This window comes from Desulfosarcina alkanivorans (genome assembly GCF_009688945.1).
GTDB classification, from domain to species: domain Bacteria; phylum Desulfobacterota; class Desulfobacteria; order Desulfobacterales; family Desulfosarcinaceae; genus Desulfosarcina; species Desulfosarcina alkanivorans.
The window spans coordinates 4,124,860-4,146,231 of sequence record NZ_AP021874.1; the positions used below are offsets into that span (position 1 = coordinate 4,124,860).

Annotated in this window: 15 protein-coding genes; all 15 read right to left on the reverse strand. The window is 46.9% G+C overall.

The genetic code is table 11. The annotated features are described in order from the left end of the window. Nucleotides 1-41 precede the first annotated feature (41 nt). The 15 genes from DSCA_RS18065 to DSCA_RS18135 all read right to left on the reverse strand — a co-directional run bounded on the left by DSCA_RS18065 (nt 42) and on the right by DSCA_RS18135 (nt 21,354). A complete protein-coding gene (locus DSCA_RS18065; RefSeq protein ID WP_167527848.1) occupies nt 42-1,634 on the reverse strand; it encodes an AMP-binding protein in 1,593 nt (530 codons plus the stop codon). A gap of 79 nt (nt 1,635-1,713) precedes the next feature. After that, nucleotides 1,714-3,363 (reverse strand): class I adenylate-forming enzyme family protein, encoded by a 1,650-nt coding sequence (locus tag DSCA_RS18070; RefSeq protein WP_155317753.1) that lies wholly within the window; start codon nt 3,361-3,363, stop codon nt 1,714-1,716. Nucleotides 3,364-3,510: 147 nt separating this feature from the next. Then, entirely contained in the window at nt 3,511-4,683 is a 1,173-nt protein-coding gene (locus tag DSCA_RS18075) for an acyl-CoA dehydrogenase family protein (RefSeq protein WP_155317754.1), read from the reverse strand. A 70-nt stretch (nt 4,684-4,753) separates the two neighbouring features. After that, nucleotides 4,754-5,902: a beta/alpha barrel domain-containing protein gene (locus DSCA_RS18080; RefSeq protein WP_155317755.1), complete on the reverse strand. Its 1,149-nt coding sequence runs from the start codon at nt 5,900-5,902 to the stop codon at nt 4,754-4,756. A 305-nt stretch (nt 5,903-6,207) separates the two neighbouring features. After that, a complete protein-coding gene (locus tag DSCA_RS33245; protein ID WP_155317756.1) occupies nt 6,208-6,375 on the reverse strand; it encodes a Com family DNA-binding transcriptional regulator in 168 nt (55 codons plus the stop codon). A 186-nt stretch (nt 6,376-6,561) separates the two neighbouring features. Then, entirely contained in the window at nt 6,562-6,861 is a 300-nt protein-coding gene (locus DSCA_RS33250; RefSeq protein WP_155320477.1) for a TetR/AcrR family transcriptional regulator, read from the reverse strand. A gap of 379 nt (nt 6,862-7,240) precedes the next feature. Then, entirely contained in the window at nt 7,241-8,239 is a 999-nt protein-coding gene (locus tag DSCA_RS18095) for a BtrH N-terminal domain-containing protein (protein WP_155317757.1), read from the reverse strand. A 447-nt stretch (nt 8,240-8,686) separates the two neighbouring features. Next, nucleotides 8,687-10,351: a long-chain-fatty-acid--CoA ligase gene (locus DSCA_RS18100; RefSeq protein ID WP_155317758.1), complete on the reverse strand. Its 1,665-nt coding sequence runs from the start codon at nt 10,349-10,351 to the stop codon at nt 8,687-8,689. Nucleotides 10,352-10,480: 129 nt separating this feature from the next. Then, nucleotides 10,481-12,028: a long-chain-fatty-acid--CoA ligase gene (locus DSCA_RS18105; RefSeq protein ID WP_155317759.1), complete on the reverse strand. Its 1,548-nt coding sequence runs from the start codon at nt 12,026-12,028 to the stop codon at nt 10,481-10,483. 98 nt (nt 12,029-12,126) lie between these two features. Continuing rightward, nucleotides 12,127-13,791, reverse strand: a complete 1,665-nt coding sequence (locus tag DSCA_RS18110) for a class I adenylate-forming enzyme family protein (protein ID WP_155317760.1) — start codon at nt 13,789-13,791, stop codon at nt 12,127-12,129. A gap of 172 nt (nt 13,792-13,963) precedes the next feature. After that, entirely contained in the window at nt 13,964-15,118 is a 1,155-nt protein-coding gene (locus tag DSCA_RS18115; RefSeq protein ID WP_167527849.1) for a CaiB/BaiF CoA transferase family protein, read from the reverse strand. A 219-nt stretch (nt 15,119-15,337) separates the two neighbouring features. Continuing rightward, on the reverse strand, nt 15,338-16,402 hold the full coding sequence (locus DSCA_RS18120) for a hypothetical protein (RefSeq protein ID WP_155317762.1): 1,065 nt from the start codon (nt 16,400-16,402) through the stop codon (nt 15,338-15,340). A gap of 71 nt (nt 16,403-16,473) precedes the next feature. After that, entirely contained in the window at nt 16,474-18,165 is a 1,692-nt protein-coding gene (locus tag DSCA_RS18125) for an alginate export family protein (protein ID WP_155317763.1), read from the reverse strand. Nucleotides 18,166-18,595: 430 nt separating this feature from the next. Further along, nucleotides 18,596-19,567 (reverse strand): MBL fold metallo-hydrolase, encoded by a 972-nt coding sequence (locus DSCA_RS18130; protein ID WP_155317764.1) that lies wholly within the window; start codon nt 19,565-19,567, stop codon nt 18,596-18,598. 197 nt (nt 19,568-19,764) lie between these two features. Beyond that, nucleotides 19,765-21,354 carry an AMP-binding protein gene (locus DSCA_RS18135; RefSeq protein WP_155317765.1) on the reverse strand — a complete coding sequence of 530 codons (1,590 nt, stop codon included), beginning with the start codon at nt 21,352-21,354 and terminating at the stop codon, nt 19,765-19,767. Between the last annotated feature and the right edge of the window lie 18 nt (nt 21,355-21,372).

A 21,372-nucleotide genomic window follows, 5' to 3' on the forward strand; every position in this document is an offset into this window, starting at 1 on the left:
TCTATCGGTTTTGATTATGCCTTGATATGAGTATATTGACCTCACACCTTTTCGTATAATGTCGCGTAACTTTGTCTGATTTTATATTTTTCGAGTTTACCTGTAGTCGTTTTCGGTAAGTCGCCAACCATCACTACTTTCTTGGGTATTTCGAAACCACCCAAATTTTCTCTGCAGAGTGAAAGAATTGCATCTTCCGTCAAATCGGAACCTTTAACGGGCACGACAAAGGCTGTTATGGCCTCAATCCATTTTTCGTGAGGCAGGCCGACAACTGCCACGGCTTCCACCGCAGGATGGTTCAAAATTACCCTTTCAACTTTGATGGAGGGTACATTCTCCCCACCGGTTTTTATCATATCCTTCTTTCTATCGACAAAAACCAGCAGCCCGTCATCGTCGAAATAGCCCAAGTCGCCTGAATGATGCCATGCAAACGCTTTGCTGTCTTTTGTAGCGCTTTCGTTTTTTAGATACATTTCCATTACACCGGGACCACGCCATACAATTTCTCCTACACCCCCCTGTGGTAGGATATTGCCTGCATCGTCCATGATTGCGGTATCAACCGTCAATGCGGATTCGCCCCAATAATTGCCCTCTTTTTTCAATTGCCATTCAGAACGAAATGTATTTGTCGAAGGAAAGCATTCGGTCTGGCCAGTGCAAAGCATAAAATCAGCATCGAATAATTTAATTGAATCTTCTAACGTTCTACGATCCATCGGCGTCATTGCATAAATACATTTGCGGACGGAGGCAAATTTCGTTTGGCCCGAATCTGGGCAGTCGAGCATTGCACGATACATTGCAGGCAGACAAAAAAGAACCTGTATCTTCTCTCGCTCTATAGCTTGCAATACAGCGGCGGCGTCAAACGAGCGGAAGACGACAACCTTTCCTCCCAAGTGAAATGCCGATGTGTTAAAGGTCTGCTGGGCGCAATGAAATACAGGTAAAGTGGAAAGAAGGACCGTATTCCTTTGCCAATCGAGTTCGATCGGATTGGTCAAGGATAGGATAAATACAGAAAGGTGTGAAATCATCACCCCTTTAGGATCAGCTGTTGTCCCGCTGGTATAAAGAATTTCAAAAATGTCTCGATCTTGGATTATGACGTCTTGAACTTCTTCATCGGATTGTCCCTCCATAAGCTTATTGAAATCCTGGAAGGGAGCGGTGATAGAATCGCCGAAGATCGAAAAAGAAATAAGAGTTTTCAATGCGGGCACCAATTGTTTGACATCCAGAACCAAAGAACAGAGATCGGAGTCACAAATCAATACATTGGCTTCGGCATGATTGATAATATAGGCAATTCCTTCCGGGCTTAAACCGGGATTAATAGGCAATGCAACAAATCCCCCCTTGGCACAACCGTAAAGACAGATCAGGTACTCGATCGAATTGGGCCCCAAGAGCGCAATGCGGTCGCCCTTTTTTATTCCCAACGATCGGGCCATATAAACGAAGTTATTAATTTTCTTGTTGAATTCGCAATAGCTTATTTCGATATTTGTATCACCTCTTGTCTCAACCACGGCAATGTTGTCTGGCGATGTCGCGGCTCTTCGTCTGAATATATCCCCTAAGGCTACCCTTTGAACCAAATTTTTCGAAAGTTCAGTTTTCATCTGTTTCGCTCCAGTTTTCATTGTCTTCATTTGAAAACCGCTTGCGCGATAGACGCAGACGGTGCCGAATCATCCTTTTTTATAAGGCTTCTCTTAGTTCTCTCCGCATTATCTTGCCGACTGCATTTTTCGGGATTTCATCGACAATTACGATTTTTTTGGGCACTTTGAAGGTCGCCATCCTCTCCTTGCAAAAGGCAAAAATATCCTCCAGACTCACATCGTTCTTCGATTCTTCCATGACGCTGATAAATGCTGTGACCACCTCACCTTTGTATTCATCTTTTACGCCTATGACTGCAGCTTCCTTAACGGTGGAATGCGCCATGAGAACACTTTCGACTTCTGCGGGCGCTACGTTGTAGCCCGAAGTCACTATCAAGTCCTTATATCGATCAACGAAATAAACATATCCGTCCTCATCAATATAGCCAGCATCGCCAGTTTTCAGCCACCCGTCTTCAAGAAAGGTATCCTTTGTCTGCTCCGGTTTATTCCAGTAGCCCTTGGCAACCCCCTCTCCGTTGAACATAATCTCACCTACAGTGCCGACCGAAACGATCTCGAGGTTTGAATCAACAACTTTCACTTTACAATTGAACGGCCCTCCAATTGCGCCGGGTCTATACTTGTTAGGCATGCTCAAAACTCCGGATCCTTGGCACATACTCTCCGTCATGCCATATCCGTCAAGCAGCCTTTTGCCAGTAATTTCCTCCCATCTGAGTCTTACCGGGTCGGGTTGGGGCGCACCGCAGGAAAGCGTAGTTTTCAGATCGGGATAGGTTCCATTCTCGAACCCCGGAGTATTCATGAGCCCGACGAAGAAAGTAGGTGGTGCAAAAATGGTGGTGATTTTGTATTTGTTAATCAACTCAATACAAATTTGTGGTTCGAAAAGAGGAACGTGTACCACCGTGCCGCCGACAAAAAGCATCGGCAATTGTACGAGGCAGTATCCGGAGCAGTGAAACATCGGCATAATTTGCAGATTTACATCGTTTTCGGTAAACCCGTAGATATCCACTGTAGGCGACGTGCATGCCCAAAGATTCCGGTGCGCTTCCATGACCCCCTTTGAGACACCCGTCGTCCCGGCCGTGTAAAGCAGCAACGCCAAATCATTTTCAGTATCGATTTCAGCATAATCGTTTAATGCCTGTCCTTCCTCCAACAGGCTGACGAGGCTTAAACATCCATCTGGCAGCGCCTCTTTCGAAGAATGGAACAATGCCGGTATTTGGTCGTCATTTTCCGTAAAATCGGATAGTTTTGATAGTACTACGGTCTCTATGGCTGTATCTTGTCTGGCGGCTTCAATGGTATTGTGAAAAACGTCCAGAGCGATTATTACCCTTGCCTCCGAATCTTTGAGTTGATAACGCAACTCTCTATGTTTATACATGACGTTACAGGGAACCATCACGGCGCCAATTTTCAAAACTGCAAACAAGGCGATTGAATGCTGGATAGAATTGGGCATCATTGTCGCGACACGGTCCCCTTTACCAATATGGAATCGTTTCGATAATTGCCATGCCAACCGGTCAGATAACTGATCGAGTTCATGATAGGTCACTTCTTTTCCACAGCATACGAGGGCAACTTTATCCGGGTACGCTTTGGCGCTTTCGGTAAGGATGGTGTATGCTGGTACATTTGGTAAGGGTTTCGGGGGGTAGACGCCGAAATTAGGTTCAAATTTAATAATTGACTTGTCCATTTTCATCACCCTTCTCCTTTTCGATTATGTTTTGTGTGCAATGCTATACAGGCTCTTGATAACAAACCATTTTAGGAGTTATGAAATTCGGACTGAGCTTATTAAATGCGCACCGATGCTTTTATCGGTGCTGTTTTGTCGTTGTCTTATGTCTTAGTATCCCAATCCTCGCTTAATTAGTTCATTGGCAATAAGAATTCGTCTGATTTCCGAGGTTCCCGCACCGATCTCGTAAAGCTTTGCATCCCGGTAAAAACGATTAATTGGGAAATCCATAGTATATCCATAACCACCATGAATCTGAAGGGATTGGTCTACTGCTTTCGTTACGGTTTCGGCAGTAAAGAGGATGGCGGCTGCAGCGATTTTGTGAACTACCGTACCTTTTCCTCCATTATCAGTGTTTCCGGCTAAAACAGCGGCCCGGTATATCAAATATCTAGATGCTTCCAATTGGGTATACATATCAGCCAGTTTGGCTTTGACTAGCTGGAAATTACAGATTTTTTCACCAAACTGCCGGCGTTGCTTCGAATACTTCAGGGCAAGTTCCAGAGCGGCCTCACCGATTCCCAAGGCCATCCCGGCTACAACAACCCTTTCGACATCCAGGCCGCGCATCATCACTTTTATTCCCTGATTCACCTCCCCGAGAACATTTTCGGCAGGAACTCGGCAGTTATTAAAAACAAGCTCTCCCGTAGGAGAGCCACGATGGCCGATTTTTTCGATGTTTTTTGAAACACTAAAACCCTCGAACCCTTTCTCAACGATAAACGCAGTGATCCCTTTAGCACCCTTTTCAGGTTCCGTTTTCGCGTAAACCAAAGCTATATCGGCAACCGGCGCATTGGTTATGAATGTCTTACTTCCGTTGAGAAAATAATCATCGCCTGTTTTTTCAGCGGTTGTTTGGATGCCAACAGCATCCGATCCCGCTTCCGGTTCTGTTAGTCCCAGGCAACCGACAATTTCTCCCGAACAAATGCTGGGCAAATATTGTCTTTTTTGTTCCTCATTACCATTTTTCTCAAGATTGTGGGCACACAAGTTAATATTTGCCCCGACGGACAATGCCACGGATGGAGATATGCGCCCCATTTGCTCCATGACTAATACTGTTGTGAGAACATCGTATCCACTACCGCCATATTCTTCTGCAACATTAACTCCCAATATTTCGGCTTTTCCGAGTTTCTTCCACAAATCTTCGGGAAAATAATCATTTTTATCGATTTCATCGGCAATTGGTTCGACTTCTTTAAGCATGAATTCTCTAACGCTTTTTTGTATTCTTTTCTGCTCGTTACTTACCTCTAAATCCATATATTTCCCCTTTGTATACTGGTATATTTAAAAATTTAGGATCTCGGCTGGGAAATCGATATAATCAGTTCTAAAGGCCGGTAATGGATGTACTCAACTCACATATTTCCGGCCAATCTAAAGGAAAACATTGTCCGGGCGCTTCCCCCCGGTGCGCTTTTTTTTCCGCAAGGCCTTTACGTTTGTATTCTTCCCTTGGCTGTTTGGGGATTCTCCCGTTCAAAATGGACTCGGATCTCAGACGCCTGCCAATCGTTTTTTCCCATTTATTGCCAAGAGCCAAAACCCGTTCTATATCTATACCAGTCTCCACCTTCATTTCATCCATCATGACTAGCATGTCTTCTAGGCTGACAAGTCCGACGATATTCGGATCTCGGTAATAGTATTCCCCTGTTCCTCTGACGGGCACACCATCCAGGAAATTGGCAGGTTGTCCGCCGATGCCACCCATGACGCCTTCGTGGATCTCCACACCAGCAGCCATGGCGGCCAGGACATTGGCCAGCCCCCAACCCCGTGTGACGTGAAAGTGGGCTACGTGCAGGTCGCGGTTGGGAATCTCATCCAGAACCATGGAAAAATATCGGTAGACTTGATCCGGCGGAGCTGATCCGTCGTGGTCGGCGTGTTCGATGTCGTCGGCGCCGATACTAAGCCAGCGTTTGGTGAACTCCAGAGCGTCTTCGAAACGCGTGGGACCTGAAATCGGACTGCCCCAGATCGTGCTTACTGTTCCGAAAACCCGAATGCCGACATCATGGCACTTTTCAATGCAACGGCTGGCTTCTTGCCAGTATTCCGGTAGAGTCGTACCGGAATTGGCATAATGATGCTCTTCATCTGTGGACACCATCATTCCGATCCGATCCGGTCCCCAACCTTCCTTTCGACCGGCTATGGCCCGATCCACACCGGTTTCCCTGATAGCTACACCTGTCAGTTCAATATCGTCGAAATTAATTCCTTTTCTCGACAGTCGCCGGCTGTCGCGGACCCGTTTGAACAATTCTTCAGCATCCCTGAACTGAGGCAAAAAAGCTGGGTTAGCGAAATTGGTAATCTCGAGCCGCTTGAATCCAGCCAGTATAGCTTCTTCAACATAAAATACTTTTGCCTCAGTAGGGATAAAATGCTCCTCATGCTGCAGCCCTTCTCGAATGGAAATATCGCCGACACGAACTGTTTTAGGGTAGCTCAGTTCAAATGGATTGCTCATTCAGTTCCTCCTTTTCGATTCCTTGTTTGGCAATTGATGTATCCTAACGCCAACAGCTATTTCCCAGTAAACACGGTTGTTTTCTGCAATCTGTGCCTTTTTTGGGATCATCGGTCACGATTGAATCCTCCATAGCTTGTTCGAGGATTCATTTTCCTCTTCTTTGGCGCTTTTGTCTCACGCCGGATATAATAAAAAAAGCCGATTGCGAGGATATACTCCTCGCAATCGGCTATCTTCGTAGCTCTGAGCAAACGTGGCGCTCTATGACGCTCGAATTATGCGTACCTTCAGGCTTTTCAGGCTTAATTATGAATGGTAATTATTTTTTTACATTTAGGGCAACGAGTTTCTATTTCTACCACATTACCACGCATCAAAAGCCTGTTACAAACAGGACAACGGTATTCCTTTTTATCACATGTTTTCAGGTCATTTTTCACCTCAGCGGTATCCGATTTTGATTTTATCATGATTTTTTAGGGCTGTCTTTTTACGCCAGCGGCCTCTTTTCATGAATTTTCTTTTAGTGCATTGATTGATAGGCTATAAATTTCGTTTCCAACCTTAATAAGGTCGTAGTTCAGTTCATTGCTACATGATCAACGGTGCCAAGGATCCTATCGCGTAAGATGCGAGGTGGAATTGTAAAATTATGGTTAAGATCGCGACTCGAGGATAATCTGGATCTCCTTGCGACTGGCTGAAAGAAACTTGCAATGGCACCAAACTGCCTTGCAAAGCTTGTTGATCGCAACAAGAATTCCCTCAAGGGGATCTTCTACCCCCTCTATGCTTTCCATGAGAAACGCTTCAATAATTGCTAAAAGGATCTCTTCTTTACTATTAAAACATGTATAAATTTCAGAGGGGGCAATTTGTGCTTTTATTGCAATCTCAGAAATTGTTGCACCCTCGAACCCTTTTTCATCCAGCCCCCTTGGGGTTGACGCAAGAATTAAAGCTTACTTGCCCGCTATGGCCTTATCTCACAGGTATGAATATCGATCAATGAAAATTAAGAAATGATTTTTATTCATATAAACTTGATTTGTCTTTGTCAAGCAGATTATAAAATTTTCCAACTAACATAAAAAACAGGGAAAAATAAAACTAAAACTGTATAAATTAGGACAACATAATTCACTATACCACTATAGGCAGGTATCAACGAGCCAATTTCAAAACCATTGCGAAATACGTTCAGCGTCTAATCGTGGGCCACCTGCCCGCACAAAGCTTTTTAACTTGGTTTCCGATAAGCGGCCAGGCATGTTATGAGTTTCTGTTTAGAGGATTAATCATGGGGCCGCCATTGGACACGCGATGGATATATTTTCAGGAGTGAAAGATTGCTAATGCTTGCCGGTGGTATGCTTCTTCCAGATCCGCTACATGCTCAAGCTCTTTTTCAACCTCTGTGAAATCCGGCTTCACCTTTTCGGACACGTTTTTAAGGCATAAGGCGAGCGCTTGCCAGGCAAAACCCAGCTCAGCCATCTGCTGGGCCAATCCAGCCGAAGTAATTTCAGGCACGAGGATTGCCGCTTCGGATAAAAAATCGGCAAACAGAAATCGAAAGCCGCCACCGCCAGTGCCCCGTTTTTCAATGATCTGATACAGGAACCGGGCAGTCCATTGCCAGTCTTCGAAATGCGACCAATTGGAAATCTCGGCCTGCCATAGGCGCAGCCCGCTGATGCCCCCGGTAATGCCGTCGATAGCATCGAAACCGTTGAGCATGGACAGGCTATTACCGGCAATCGCCTTTTTTATTTGTTCAGGGAGGTTATCGGGCAGACAGATCTTTGCAGGTGAAAACATGTGTCCGCTGATGGTCATAAAATCGGATTGATAGAATCTTGCCTTTCGCATGTTTTCAGAAGGAACCGTCAGCAGGCCGGTGCGTTCGGTATCGGTTACCAAAAAGACGTCACGGTCCGGATCATATCCCCAGGCGGTAATCACATGCCCCGGATAATGTGTGTTTGAACCGTAATACGGCAGATAAAAAAGATCTGTACGTAGAATCACCGGCACACCGAGAGCCAGCCGGTCTTTCAACCCTTGCTCACTTGCTTCAGGTGTATCGAAGGTTTCCCATTGAAACGGATGGCCAATGCCATTGAAGAACTGTTCCTCGAAATCAATGGCCCGCACATGAACGATTCGGCTTGGCGACATTTCAGGACAATAGATAAACCATACGGCGAGGCCCTGTCCGAGCCCGAAGCACATGGCTTCGCTCCAATCGATTTCGTGATAATTAACCAAATTGCGGATGCCGGTGCTGGCACAATGGCGTCCCGGATGATGGTGAACGTCAAGTAAAATCATTGCTAAGCATATCCTTTTTGAACCTGACTAACTTTTTAGTATGGCTCTAATGGACCGATAATATTTGCCGGCTTTTCTGGAGCGTTTTTTATGGATAGGTGCTGATCAACAGGCTTTCCTATCATGCTGTGAGGTGCCTTTTCGTCGGTTCTGAACAGTCTTGTCTCACCCAGTCTATGGCTTGGGTGACTTGAAAGGAGGCTGCAAAGAATTGGGCCGACACGGTACCACCGGTATATTTCAGCATGTAATTTTTCATGACGTGCCCACCCAATCCTTGCAACCAGCCAATGGTCGCTGTGAAGGAGGTACATCCGGCTTGAGATCAATGGATCGTCAATGATCTCCTGCCGGATATTCGTGAATATGTTCGACTACATCAAGCTTGATGGAAGATCCAATTACCTGTACTTACATCATTTTTTTCTCTTTCGCATCATTTGCGGCTTATGAATACATCCGCTTGTATTGTTTCCGGATAGCCTTCTTATCCATTTTTCCCACACTGGTTTTGGGAATCTCATCGACAAACAAAACCTCATCTGGCAACTGCCATTTAGCGAATGTTTTGGATAAATGGTTCTTTATGTCATCGGCAGTTGTGCGGTTTTCCTCCCCCTCTCTCAATATCACCAGGGCAAGCGGCCGTTCTTCCCATTTGGGGTGAGTAATGCCCACAACTGCCGCTTCCCGAACCGATGAGTATGACATGATTTCGTTTTCCATATCAACGGAACTGATCCATTCTCCACCACTCTTGATGACATCCTTGAGGCGATCAGTGATTTTTAGGTAGCCGTTTTCGTCAAGAGTGCCTACATCGCCGCTCCGCCAATAGCCGTCCATGGTAAACTGGGCTTCCGACCCGGGGGCATCGTGGTATTTTGCGGTAATCCAGGGACCACGGATCAGCACTTCGCCAGGTGTTTTGCCGTCTTTGGGAAGTTCCTTGCCCCCTGCGTCCACAACTTTTAAATCCAATCCTACTACGATTAAACCCTGCTTCTTCTTCAGCTCCCATTTCTGATCTTCGTTCAACTCTTTTTCCACGTAAGGCATGATCCGGTTAACCGTTACCAGGGGTGTAGTTTCCGTGGCGCCGTAGGCGTGGATGATTTCCACCCCGGTGAGATCCCAGAATCCTTTCATCATGGACGCAGGTGGTTCGGTTGCTCCGGAAAGGAAACGGGCTCCTCTGAGGTCCGGCTTTTCGTCCAGCCCTCGGATGTAATCCAGGAGTGGCATAAAAATGGCCGGGGCACCTGCGCTCAAGGTGGTTTTTTGATCAACAATCAATTTGCTCAGGCCCTCCAAGGAATCCAGCGTATACATACCGGGAAACACCAGCCGTGCCCCCACCATAGTGGCTGCTTGGCTCAGCCCCCACCCCAAGGCGTGAAACATGGGCACAATCTGGCAATAGGTGTCCTTTGGGGATATCTCCGTGCTCATGCCGATAGTGCAGGAGTGCAAATAGACGTCACGATGGGAATAGTAGACGCCCTTTGGTTTGCCAGTGGTACCCGTAGTATAGCATGCGGCGTAAGCGGATGTTTCATCCATATGAGGCCACTCGAAATCTTGTGAGCCTTCAGCAATAACATCCTCATAGGAGTATGTGTTTTCCAACGTGGTCTCCACGTCAGCCAACTTCTTACCCGGCATGGTAATAATGATATAGCCTTTAATATTTTTGCACAAAGGAGCGACTGCGTGGGCAATGGGCAACAAAGTCTCATCTACGATAATGAAGTTAGCACCGCTATGGTCGATGACATAGGCCAGGTCAGGAGGCGTTAACCGCAGATTAAGCAGCAACATAACCGCACCCATACCGGGCAAGCCGAAATAAATTTCGTAGTTTTCATGGCTGTTCCACGCCAGGACACCAACCCGGTCTCCCACCTGGACGCCGATTTCCTTTAAACTGGTGGCCAATTTTTTCATGCGATTGTATGCTTCGGCATAGGTGTAGTAGAACATGCTTCCGTCTATCCGGCGACTGGCAATCTCCTGAGGTCCGAAATTACGGGCCGCGTGTTTTATGATGCTCGTGACATTAAGCTGGTATTTATCCTGACTTGTTGCGGGAAAACCTTTTGTGATTTCCATGGGGGCTCCTTTTTTGGGTAGAATACAGCTCAAAGGGTGATTAAAGTTAGACTGGCTAAACGATAACGCCAATATTGGCATTTCGTGATTCCTATCCGACGGTGTTCGGTAATCACCATCTGACGTTGCCTAATTCCCATACTGCTCCCGGAGCTTGAACTTCATTACCTTTCCGGCGGCATTTCGCGGTAGGCTTTCAATAAATGCCACAGATCTCGGCTTTTTATAGGAAGCCAGCTTTTTCTTGCAGTGGGAAACGATCTCATCCTCGCCGATACGCTCTCCTTGCTTGGCGACGACGATCGCTTTCACGGCTTCTCCCCACTGTTCATCAGGGACCCCAATAATCGCCACCTCCAATACTTTTGGATGGGTATAAAGAACCTCTTCGACTTCAGCGGCATAGATGTTTTCCCCTCCACTAATGATCATGTCTTTAGCTCTGTCTACAACGTATATATATCCTTCTTCATCTTCCCTCACCAGGTCACCGCTGTGAAACCAACCTCCGTCCATGGCCTCTTTGGTTTCTTTCGGCTTTTTATAGTACTCCAGCATTGTTGTCGGGCCTCGATAAACGATTTCGCCGACATGGCCTACTTCAACATCCTTCCCATCGATGTCGACAATCCTAGCCTCAACATTGATGATCCTCTGGCCAACCGAGCCCGGCTTTCTGATTGCATCTTTGTGTTTTAGCATGGTTGTACAGGGACTCATTTCAGTTTGCCCGAATACATCATATATTGACATATCTGGGAACCTTCCCATAATTTTCTTTTTTACCTCTACAGGCAAAATGGCTGCCCCCGACACCCCTATTGTAAGCGAGGTGTAGTCGTAGTTGCCAATGTCCGGGCTTTGAAGTAAAAATATCCACATGGCGGGAACAAGGAAGATGAAACTAATCTTTTCTTCCTCTAATGTCTTGGGTATCTCCTGAGGATCGAATTGCTCGACGATAATCGTTGTTCCTCCTCTCATAACAATGGTTAAAAACAGGCCCAATGCGGCTGCGTGAAATAGCGGGGGCACGCATAACCAGCGAGGCTCATTAGTAAAATTTATTTCGGCAAGCAGGTTAAGAGCGTCCATCATAAGGTTTTTATGGGTTAAGACCGCCCCCTTGGGCTTGCCCGTGGTGCCGGACGTATAGACGATAAAGGCCGGATCGTCATCGTTAACGACAATAGATGGCTCCTCTTCTTTTTGTTTCCGTAGAAAGTCTTCATAATCAATGATGCCATCATTTTGATTTTGACCGACTCCGATATATTGTTCAACCATCGACAACTCGTTACTGATGGATCCGATCGTTTCCTCAAATGCTTTTCCGAAAACAACGATCTTCGAGTCAGACTGGTTGATCTGATAAACGAGTTCTGCCCCGGCAAGGCGAAAGTTGAGAGGCACTACGATAGCACCGATCTTTGTGATGGCAAAGTAGCATTCCACCAGTTCAACGGCGTTAAAAAATAGAACCGCGACTTTGTCTCCCCGGCTGATACCGAGTTTGATCAATCCGTTGGCCAAACGATTTACACGCTTGTTGGCCTCATTATACGTGTAGCGTCTTTCACCAAAAATAAATGCCTCTCTGCTTGGCGATTTTCTCGTATTTCTTTTGATTAACTCCCCAATCGTCAACTGCCGTGATTGTTCCAACCTTCCGCCCATGACCTATCTCCTTTGACTTACGGTTAGTATCGTGCACTTCGATATACAGGTTCTCTGGGAACAAGGAACTGCCCCTTTCTCAATAGGCCAACTTTTCTTTATGCTAAGTCTTTCTGCATTCTGGACAGGAGATCTTTGCGCAGTTGCTTTTTCAGTATCTTGCCCACCGGATTGCGCGGTATTTGTTCCAAATACTCCAGGCGCTCGGGATGCTTGTATCTAGCCACTCCTTTCTCATTCAAAAGGCAAACCAGTTCATCAAATGTTACAGTCTGGCCCGGAACTGGTACAACATAGGCACACATCCTTTCCCCCAATTTTTCATCCGGCATTCCAACAACGGCGGCCTCCTGAACCTTGGGGTGAGATAGCAAGTAATTCTCAACTTCCTGTGAACTGATATTATAGCCGCCCCGGATTATGATGTCCTTGGCTCGCTCGAAAAAAGAAATGCAGTCGCCCTCACGAATCTGAAACAGGTCTCCGGTACGGAAAAAACCGTCTTTCGTAAAGCTCCTTTGGGTTACTGTCGGATTCTTGTAATATTCAGCAATCACACCGGGACCCTTGTATACCAACTCGCCAACCTTACCTACTTCGGTAAGTTCTTCACCGCTATCATCCAGGATTTTAACTTCCACAACTTTACTGGCGGAAGAACTCCAGATTGACCCGGGTTTGCCCCACTGGGGGAAATGATCCACCCTACAATCCATTTCAGGAATATCCTCAATCCCGGACACGATGCCGGTACCCTCGTTCTGTCCCCAAATATTTCCGATTTCGATATCCCAACGTCTTTTAAATTCCTGCAGGGTATATAGCGATGGCGGCGCCGACCCCAGTGTAATGGTGCGAAATGATGTCAAATCAAATTGATCCACATTGGGGTGTTTGACCAACATGTTGGCAAGCGCCGGTACCAGTAACGTATAATTAGGTTTTTCTTCCATGAGCTGCTTCATGAAAACCTGCGGATCAAAAGGATGATGCAGCAACAAGGTCCCACCAAGAATTGTCCATGGTATGTAGACCGTTCCTATGGAGGCCATATTGACCAAGGGCCCAGCGGTAAGCATTACATCTCCGGAGCGCATGCCTGCAACGTCTTGCACCTTTGCCATGCCGGCCCAGTTGTTGTGACTCAAAGGGCACCCTTTAGGATTGGCTTCAGTCCCGGATGTCCAACAGATAGTGAAAATGTCGTTGGGGTCCACGGTAACCGAATCCAAGGTCTGCTTTATCTGCCCAAGGCTCAGTGCCCGAATATCTTCCAAGCTAAAGACCTTTTCAATATGCGGATGCTTTTTCTGTAAGGACTTCGCCTGGGCCATGTGATCGAAGTTGTTGAATTGCTTGATGGTGATCAGAACCCGGGCCTTGGTGAGACCGGCGATATAGCTCATTTCCGATTCCCGCCACAGAACGGGCAGCGGTGAAATCAAAGCGCCGGCTCGGGAAACGGCCTGATAGAGCATGGCAAGCTCCCAACAATTTGGCAATTGAACCAAAACCACATCATCCTTTTCGATGCCTTCGGCAACAAGCGCTTCTGCAACTGCATCTGCAGCACGGTCTAAATCCCGGTAAGTTAGGCGCTCTGCTGGAAGTCCTACAAGTTTTTCTTTGTTGGGAGGATCGATCACACAGACCCGCTCCGGATCCTTTTTTACATGACTCTTGAAGTAGTCAATAAGAGTCTTGTCGCCCCAAGCCCCCATTTGTGTAAATTTCTTAATCGATGAAGATGATGCAAGAATCATTTTGCCTCCTTATTGTTTAACAATGTTATTTCCCTTGTTGTCGTTTCATGTGGCTGTTCCTGAGACCAAATTCGCTTCCCGCTTCAACCTATCTGCTAAGGCCTCCATCCACCTCAAGGATGCTGTTAAAATGGTAATTTGCTCAAATCTATCCCTGTCATAAACCAACGGACTATATGATGCCTTTACGAACAAACTCCTTAATCTCCCCTTTTGAATATCCGATTATAGACAATACGGATTCGTTGTGTTGGCCAAGATCCGGTGCTGGAGAATAATCAGGATGAGGAGAGCCAGAAAGGTTGAATGGAGGCAAAGGGTGTGGTTTTTCTACTCCATCATCCACCCACAAAAGTCGTGATTTTACCAATTTGGACATTATAGCCTCTTCGGTGGATAGAATCGGCGTAACGCATGCTTCGACATGCTCAAATAAATCGCTCCATTCAGATAATGTGCGCGTTCTTATAATTTTGGAAACTTCATCTATTGCCGACCTTCCATCGTATTGTCTATATATCAGGTCTTCTCGTCCGACTGTAATGCAGAAATTTTTCCAAAACTTGAACTCTACGGCGCCCAGTGCCATGTGACGATTGTCCTGCGTTCTGTAAACATGATAAAATGGCTGAGTACCCCATAAAACGCTGTCTGCTGTGTTAGGGTCTACCCTTGTGTCAAGAAAATTGCATTGCCCTAGTAAATTCAGAGAGAATATTCCGTCAAACAAAGAAACATCAATATACTGGCCGACCCCTGTATTCTCCCGCTGCACAATAGCCGCCAGTATTCCAGCAAGCCCCAACAGACTCCCACCTCCCAGATCTGCAAACAGTATATTTGGTACCTGTGGTGATGCATCAGTCGCGAATGTAGAATGAAACGATCCGGCTAATGCCTGATAGTTCAGATCATGACCAGCTTTATGACAATATGGCCCGCTCTGGCCAAATCCGGAAAGCGATACATAGATGATTCGGGGATTAATACTTTTAACCGCATCGTAGCCTAAACCGAGTTTATCCATAACACCTGGACGAAACCCTTCCACAAAAACATCGCAATGACTAACAAGGCGATGAGAGATTTCTCTGGCAGTTGTATGTTTAAGATTTAAGGTGATGCTCTTTTTGTAGCTATTGACAAGACCGAACAGACGAAAAGGATGATCGGGGTCTGATTCGAAAACTCTCGCGGGATCGCAGCTTTGTGGGTTTTCAACCTTCAGCACATCTGCACCCAAGGCGGCTAGTAGCCAAGTCAGATAAGGCCCCGGTAGATTAGTGGTCAGATCCATTACCTTTAGGCCTGACAACGCTTGTCGCATAGGTTTCTCCATATTTCGACTACAGCCTTAACGAATTAATTGCTTTAAAAATCGGAGCGAACTGCGTGTGGTATTTTCGTATAGGCTTTATAAAACGGATTAATTCGATTGATATTGCTAACCAGCCACAGTGTTTAATAATTTGCCTGAGAATAGGTATTGGTATGTTGTTGTTTCCAAACGATTCCGCCCAAGGATAGAATTCGTTTTCTATGTAGGCTATTTTACCAGCAGGTCACTATTCTCAGGCCCACGGCCGTCCAAGAGCGAGCAGACGGCCAAATCTTTGCCGAAAAATCGATCCACTCGCAAGGCCCCCTTGGTATCATCAAGGATCCATCCTGCCGGAAGTCCAGACGGGGCTCGGACCAGTTTTCCCTTGGCGACGACCGCGAGCCGATCTCCTTTTTTTAGACCAGAATCCTTGCCGGCGTTAACGTACCATACATGGTTTTCATGATAAAAAACCCTGCAGAACCAGGGAATGATAGCACTCCGATATACCGCCTGTTCAAAGGCTACACTGACGATGTTATCCATAAAGTGCACAACATCGACCTTTGTCAAAAGTTGGTTGGTTATCTCCAAAGATGGATAGCGATGCGGAATAGCGGTGTCTATCAGATGAATGCGGGCTATCCCGTGGCCAGGAAATTTTTTCGGCAATTGGATAGTTTCCACCCGGACCAGCATTCGCACGCCAGGGTAAATCGATACAACCTGCGATAGTCCGACCAAGTCCTTTGGCAAGGGTTCCTTGTGCCGGGGTATCGCCTCTCTGATTTCGACGGGTGGAACCGGTACGATGTGAAATCTCATCGAAACGGTTGTCATCGCATCAATCAGCACTTCTGCCGCACCAGCTGGCACCCGATCCCGATCGAACAGTACACCGACCTTGATCTTCATTCTCTGCTTAACAGGAGCCAAAGCCAAGGTCGAGGAAGTCGGCATCGAGTCCTCTTTACCTACGGCAGTCCGCCGTTCAATCTTGGCATCATGCCCTCCCAGTTCAGTTCGTTGTTTCTCCAACCTTTCACCATCGGCAGAACCGTCCTCCTTTTCGTGCAACGCCATCTGGTTTCTTTCTCTAAAAAAGTCTCCAGATAATAAAGCGGGTTGATCCACGGTCATTTGTCGTACCTGGGCATTTGAGTACGGATGGTCGGCCGATGTTTCGTTACTAATGATGTCGGGTGCGCTGGCGCAAGCAACAATCATCGTCGATGTTGTCAAAAAACATGCTAAGACACGATTCTTCCACGCTGTGAGAAAAAAGTTCATGGGCATCGTCTCTCCAAAGAGGCTCCCAGTCGGGCTGGAAGCCTCTCTTTAGCCTTTTCGCAAGAATTGGCTTAGAAATTAATGATTAACTCGGCCGCTAGTCGATAAGCCGTTTCATCGCTTTTTGCGCCTAACGCAGCAGTAACATCTTCCAGCCCGCTTCCAGGGAAAAACATAGAGAATTGACCCTTTACGAAGGAGTGTTTAGAGGTTGCCAAGGTGAGTTCGTTGTCCCATTCAGTTCCAATGTAGCCGGAGTCAACAGCTGTGTAGCCTAGAGCAGGGTTCACCATATTGGCAACTGTAATTTCCTCGTTCCATCTAAAGTAATTGACATTGGTTTTATAGATCAGATATGGTTTCGGAGCGACCTTAATCCCGGCGCTGACCATAGTCATTCCGGGGTTATCACCGCGGCCACTGCCGGCTCCTGCAAAATTCTGTAGCCCTCCTGTAAAAACCGGGGTGCCGTTACCATAAAGCTCAGGAACATAGCCGTATAGAATGGACCCAAGGACAAAGTTGGTATCCCCGATGATGGTATTCTCACCGCCCCAGCGCCCTGAATATCGCTGTGCATTGAGGTTACCGTTGTAACCACCAAGTTCGTCATCATTGGGATCATCGTCGCCCGAGGTATAAACAATCCCCAAATGAGGCTTAAACGAAAAATCGGTAAAAACCCCTTTAAATTCAAAGGAGATATCTGCTGCAAATGCAAAGGCATTGATATCGTAATCCTCAGCCAGACCCAATGCTCCTAGCCCTGTATCATCAGCCGAGCCAAACTGGTAGACACCCTCAAGGAACAGTTCCGCCAGGCCAAAGTTGCCGATGTACAACCCACCGATATGATGTGAGTCGACATCCGGCACGCCACCTGAGATTCCCAGAAGCGGAGCAGCAGGGGAACTTTGGGTCAAATAGTCCAGAAAATCCCTGGTTTGTACATTGCGGATACGGTCGTATGAATAAAAGCCGACAACTTTATGGTTCTTAATGGGTGTCCATTGGAGCTTACCGGCATAGAGGTCTCGATCTGCGTTCTTGGAGCCTTCAAAGTCTGTGGGACTTAATTGAAAATCATTTTCATGTAGTTTGAAGTAACCCAGGTTGTAACTGATGGTTTCATTTTTACCTGTTAGCCAGAAGCCGGGGCTATCATCCCCATATACCAGGCCAGCACCGTCCATGGCATCGAGATGCCAGATGTCAAAACCGGCGTGCAGACGCATGTTCCAGGGCAGTGCGTATGATATGTTAAGCCGTTCAAGCCCGAAATCGCTGCTGTCTTCATCACGCCCACCCCGTTCATCTACCGTAACCGTATCCCACACCTTGTCGAACTCCAGGGCAGCGTAAAAACTCCAGGTGCGGTCCTTTGGCAAGGCGTTGAAATGGATCTTGTTTTCATTGCGAATGTAATTGTCTTTTACCATTCCTGATTCATTGGAATGAATCCGAAAAAACTCGCTTCCAAGACTGCCGCCCAAGAATCCATTGGGGGCCGCATTACTCATCCCAAAATCGTAATCAGTCTCGGATGTGGGAATAACCCTCACCGTGGCTCCGAAACTCATCAGGATGTCTTTTGCGGTGTTTACCTGTATGCTACCAGGTCCAACGATTGTCTCCTTGGTAATGTCATCCGCAAGGTTTATACCTTCTCCCGTACTTTCTGATTCTGCGGCCACAACATTTGAAACGATACCAAGCCAGAGGCTTAAAAGAACACAAGCCATTCTCCTTAACCTGCTTTTCATAACTCCTCCTCTATCGATAATGGTTTACAGTAAAGCATCATGTATGGCCAACTTGAGAGCAATACATGAGCTGCCAAAACACCCAGATTTGGTTGAATAAGTTGAACGATTCCATTTCAGGGAGAAAGGTGTTTGCCAAGGCAAGAATTCATCTGATTGGATTTAACCGCAATCCAATATCGATCACCCTTTGGTCAATTTTATATTTAAAAAGAAGTAGACTTATCCGCTAACGGCAGTTTGCCAATTCAACTGAAATCACGCATGATCTATTGCAACTAAATGTAAAAAGATTGCGATTTTAGGCTGGTTATGTTGTCCAAATAGGCTTAAAGCATCCTAGCCCTGTCAGTAACCTGAAAAGAGAGATCTGCCGGACATTGTCTGCGAAACGAAAACCATCATGACTGGCTACCGTTCAGAATACAGGCTACTTTGCCAGATAAAAGGTTGTCGGGATGATTTCTTTACTTCGAACGATCCTTTTTGTCTCTTCAAGGAACCGTAGGTGTGAAATCGCCTCCCCGGTAGCAAACCAACGCTGCGTTACCGGAAACTCATTCCAGGTCTCGCAGCGAATATCCCAACTCATCTGTGACGCCACTTCATAGGCGTTTTTAGGACCGCTTCTCAAAATATCACAAATCTCCGTCATGCGATCTTCATGGTGTTGCATGAGTTCGTCAATACGACGCCGATGATCACTGAACCGGCGGCGGTGTCCGGGAAGTACTAAGGCTACGTCCAACTTGCCCACCCGTTTCAGGCTGGCCAAATATTCTTTTAGCGGGTTCTGGTCGTCAGCCCAACACTGGATATTCGGCGTAATGTCGATTAGCAGGTGGTCACCGGCGATAAGGATTTTTCGAGACGGCTCATAGAGGCACATGTGTCCTTTGGTGTGGCCGGGAGTTATGATACAGATGAACCGGTATGCGCCGATTTCAAAAATATCACCATCGTTAATAATGTTGAGTTTAGGAACCCATTTGGATCCGTGTTTGTGACCAGGGTGGTTCTCCAGCGCCGAGTGTAGTTCCGCCTTCGGAAATCCATTTCGTTCTGCATAGGCGATCATTTGGCCGAAGCCGTTCCACGATTCGATCAGTTCGCTATCCGGGCGGTTGAAGTAGATCCGGCTATTCCGGCTCGCCAGGCGTCCGACCAAACCGAAATGGTCCGCATGCAGATGAGTAATGAAAAAATCAGTGTGGTTGAGATCGACGTCCAGCTTCGCTAGACCGGTCCGCATCGTTTCAAGGCACTCTCGATGGTTGAGGCCTGTATCAACGACCAGAGATCTTCCCCCCCCTTTGACCACATAGGAATTCAAATACTTAAGCGGGCTTTTAGGAAGCGGCACCTGGATGCAGTAAAAATCGGGAAACAATTGTTCAGTCATGCCACCTTATCTTCTATATATGCCGGGGCTTATTGATTTTTCGGTTCAAGGAAAAGCATTGTATCGTATACGACGTCTGTCATGTCCTTGAAATCGAAACCCTGCCGTCTTCGACCCACTTTTTTCGGCTGCAAGGCAATCCTGATTGCCGTCCTTCTCAGGGGCAGCCCTGTCTCACTGTTTAGGCAGGTCTTTAATTAGCTTTGGTAGACTTCTGTATTGTTCTCTCTCAATATGTTCTTCCTGATTTTCCCTGTTGAAGTCAGAGGCATCTCGTCGATAAATACGACACGTTTGGGGATTTCGAATTTGCCGAGTTCGCGCTTGCAGAGGTCAATCACATCCTGCTCGTCGAGATCGGCATTTTCTTGCTTCACGACAAAGGCGGTTACCGCCTCCGTCCAGTGGGGATGCGGCAATCCTACCACTGCTGCCGACATTATTCTATGATCCGAAAGCAGCGCCCTTTCAACCTTTATGGAGGGTACATTTTCACCGCCAGTCTTAATCATATCTTTTTTCCGATCCACGAAAACGAGAAGATTATCTTCATCAAAATATCCTAGATCGCCCGAGTGGTGCCATCCGAAAGCCCGGCTTTCCACAGTCGCCTCTTCATTTTTAAGGTAGCAATTCATAACCGCCGGACCGCGCCAGACGATTTCGCCGGTTTCCCCTTGCGGCAGCAGGTCCCCCCCGGAATCCATGATGGCCGTGTCCAAGGTCAATGCCGATTCCCCCCAGTAGTTGCCCATTTTTTTAAGCTGCCATTCAGACCTGAATGTATTGGTGGAAGGGAAAAACTCGGTCTGCCCAGTTCCGAGAAGAAAATCAGCTCCAAACGTTTCAATCGCTTCCTCCAAAGTGCGGCGATCCATCGGCGTCATTGCGTAAACACCTGTTTTTAAGGAACTCAGATCTACCGATTTTATCTTGGGGTGATCGAGCATAGCCCGATACATCGCCGGCAGGCATAACATCATTTGAATCCGCTCTCGTTCGATCGCATCGAGAAGAAGCCCAGGATCGAACGCACGAAAGATTACCACCTTGCCTCCAAGGTGTAAGGCGCTCAGAGCAAATGTTTGTTGGGCACAGTGAAACATGGGCAAGACCGTGCAAGTGACGGTGTTCAGCCCCATATTCATTTCGATGGGGTTTGTCAGGGACATGATAAAAGTGGAAAGATGCGCTACCATCACTCCCTTAGGCAGGGATGTCGTACCGCTGGTATACAAAATCTCAAAGACATCCCGGTCTCGGATGATCACGTCTTCTACCTCATCAGGGGAGCCTTGAGAAATGAACTCTTCGAAATCGATGTAGGGCGAGCGAACCGTCTGCCCGGTCGCTGATATTCCGACCAACAATTCAAGATTCGGCAGATCCTTCCGGATCGCATCGGAAATGGCCACGAGTTGGTCGTCCACCACCAGTGCTTTTACCTCCGCATGATCCAAAATGTAGGCCACATCCTTGGGACTCAAGCCTGGATTAATGGGCACGACGGTTATACCGGCCTTGGCGCACCCGTAAAGTGAGATAAAATATTCGGTACTGTTCAGTCCAAGAAGTCCGACGCGATCCCCTTGACGAATTTCAGCATTTCTTAGTGCGCGAGCGAATTGATTCAGCTTTTGATTCAATTCTCCATAGGAAAGCCGAATTTCCTTGCCGTCACGGTTTTCTACCAGGGCTATTTTTTCTTTCGAAGTTGACGCCCGGCGGCGGAATATATCTCCTACTACCGCTCTTTCTATCAAGTTGTTGTTTAGCTCTTGAGTCATCTGGGCCTCCTTTGTGGT

Bases quoted from the DNA above. Each gene is read 5' to 3' on its own strand.
- DSCA_RS18065 (WP_167527848.1), bottom strand. From the start codon at position 1,634: ATGAAAACTGAACTTTCGAAAAATTTGGTTCAAAGGGTAGCCTTAGGG.
- DSCA_RS18070 (WP_155317753.1), bottom strand. From the start codon at position 3,363: ATGAAAATGGACAAGTCAATTATTAAATTTGAACCTAATTTCGGCGTC.
- DSCA_RS18075 (WP_155317754.1), bottom strand. From the start codon at position 4,683: ATGGATTTAGAGGTAAGTAACGAGCAGAAAAGAATACAAAAAAGCGTT.
- DSCA_RS18080 (WP_155317755.1), bottom strand. From the start codon at position 5,902: ATGAGCAATCCATTTGAACTGAGCTACCCTAAAACAGTTCGTGTCGGC.
- DSCA_RS33245 (WP_155317756.1), bottom strand. From the start codon at position 6,375: ATGATAAAATCAAAATCGGATACCGCTGAGGTGAAAAATGACCTGAAA.
- DSCA_RS18095 (WP_155317757.1), bottom strand. From the start codon at position 8,239: ATGATTTTACTTGACGTTCACCATCATCCGGGACGCCATTGTGCCAGC.
- DSCA_RS18100 (WP_155317758.1), bottom strand. From the start codon at position 10,351: ATGGAAATCACAAAAGGTTTTCCCGCAACAAGTCAGGATAAATACCAG.
- DSCA_RS18105 (WP_155317759.1), bottom strand. From the start codon at position 12,028: ATGGGCGGAAGGTTGGAACAATCACGGCAGTTGACGATTGGGGAGTTA.
- DSCA_RS18110 (WP_155317760.1), bottom strand. From the start codon at position 13,791: ATGATTCTTGCATCATCTTCATCGATTAAGAAATTTACACAAATGGGG.
- DSCA_RS18115 (WP_167527849.1), bottom strand. From the start codon at position 15,118: ATGCGACAAGCGTTGTCAGGCCTAAAGGTAATGGATCTGACCACTAAT.
- DSCA_RS18120 (WP_155317762.1), bottom strand. From the start codon at position 16,402: ATGAACTTTTTTCTCACAGCGTGGAAGAATCGTGTCTTAGCATGTTTT.
- DSCA_RS18125 (WP_155317763.1), bottom strand. From the start codon at position 18,165: ATGAAAAGCAGGTTAAGGAGAATGGCTTGTGTTCTTTTAAGCCTCTGG.
- DSCA_RS18130 (WP_155317764.1), bottom strand. From the start codon at position 19,567: ATGACTGAACAATTGTTTCCCGATTTTTACTGCATCCAGGTGCCGCTT.
- DSCA_RS18135 (WP_155317765.1), bottom strand. From the start codon at position 21,354: ATGACTCAAGAGCTAAACAACAACTTGATAGAAAGAGCGGTAGTAGGA.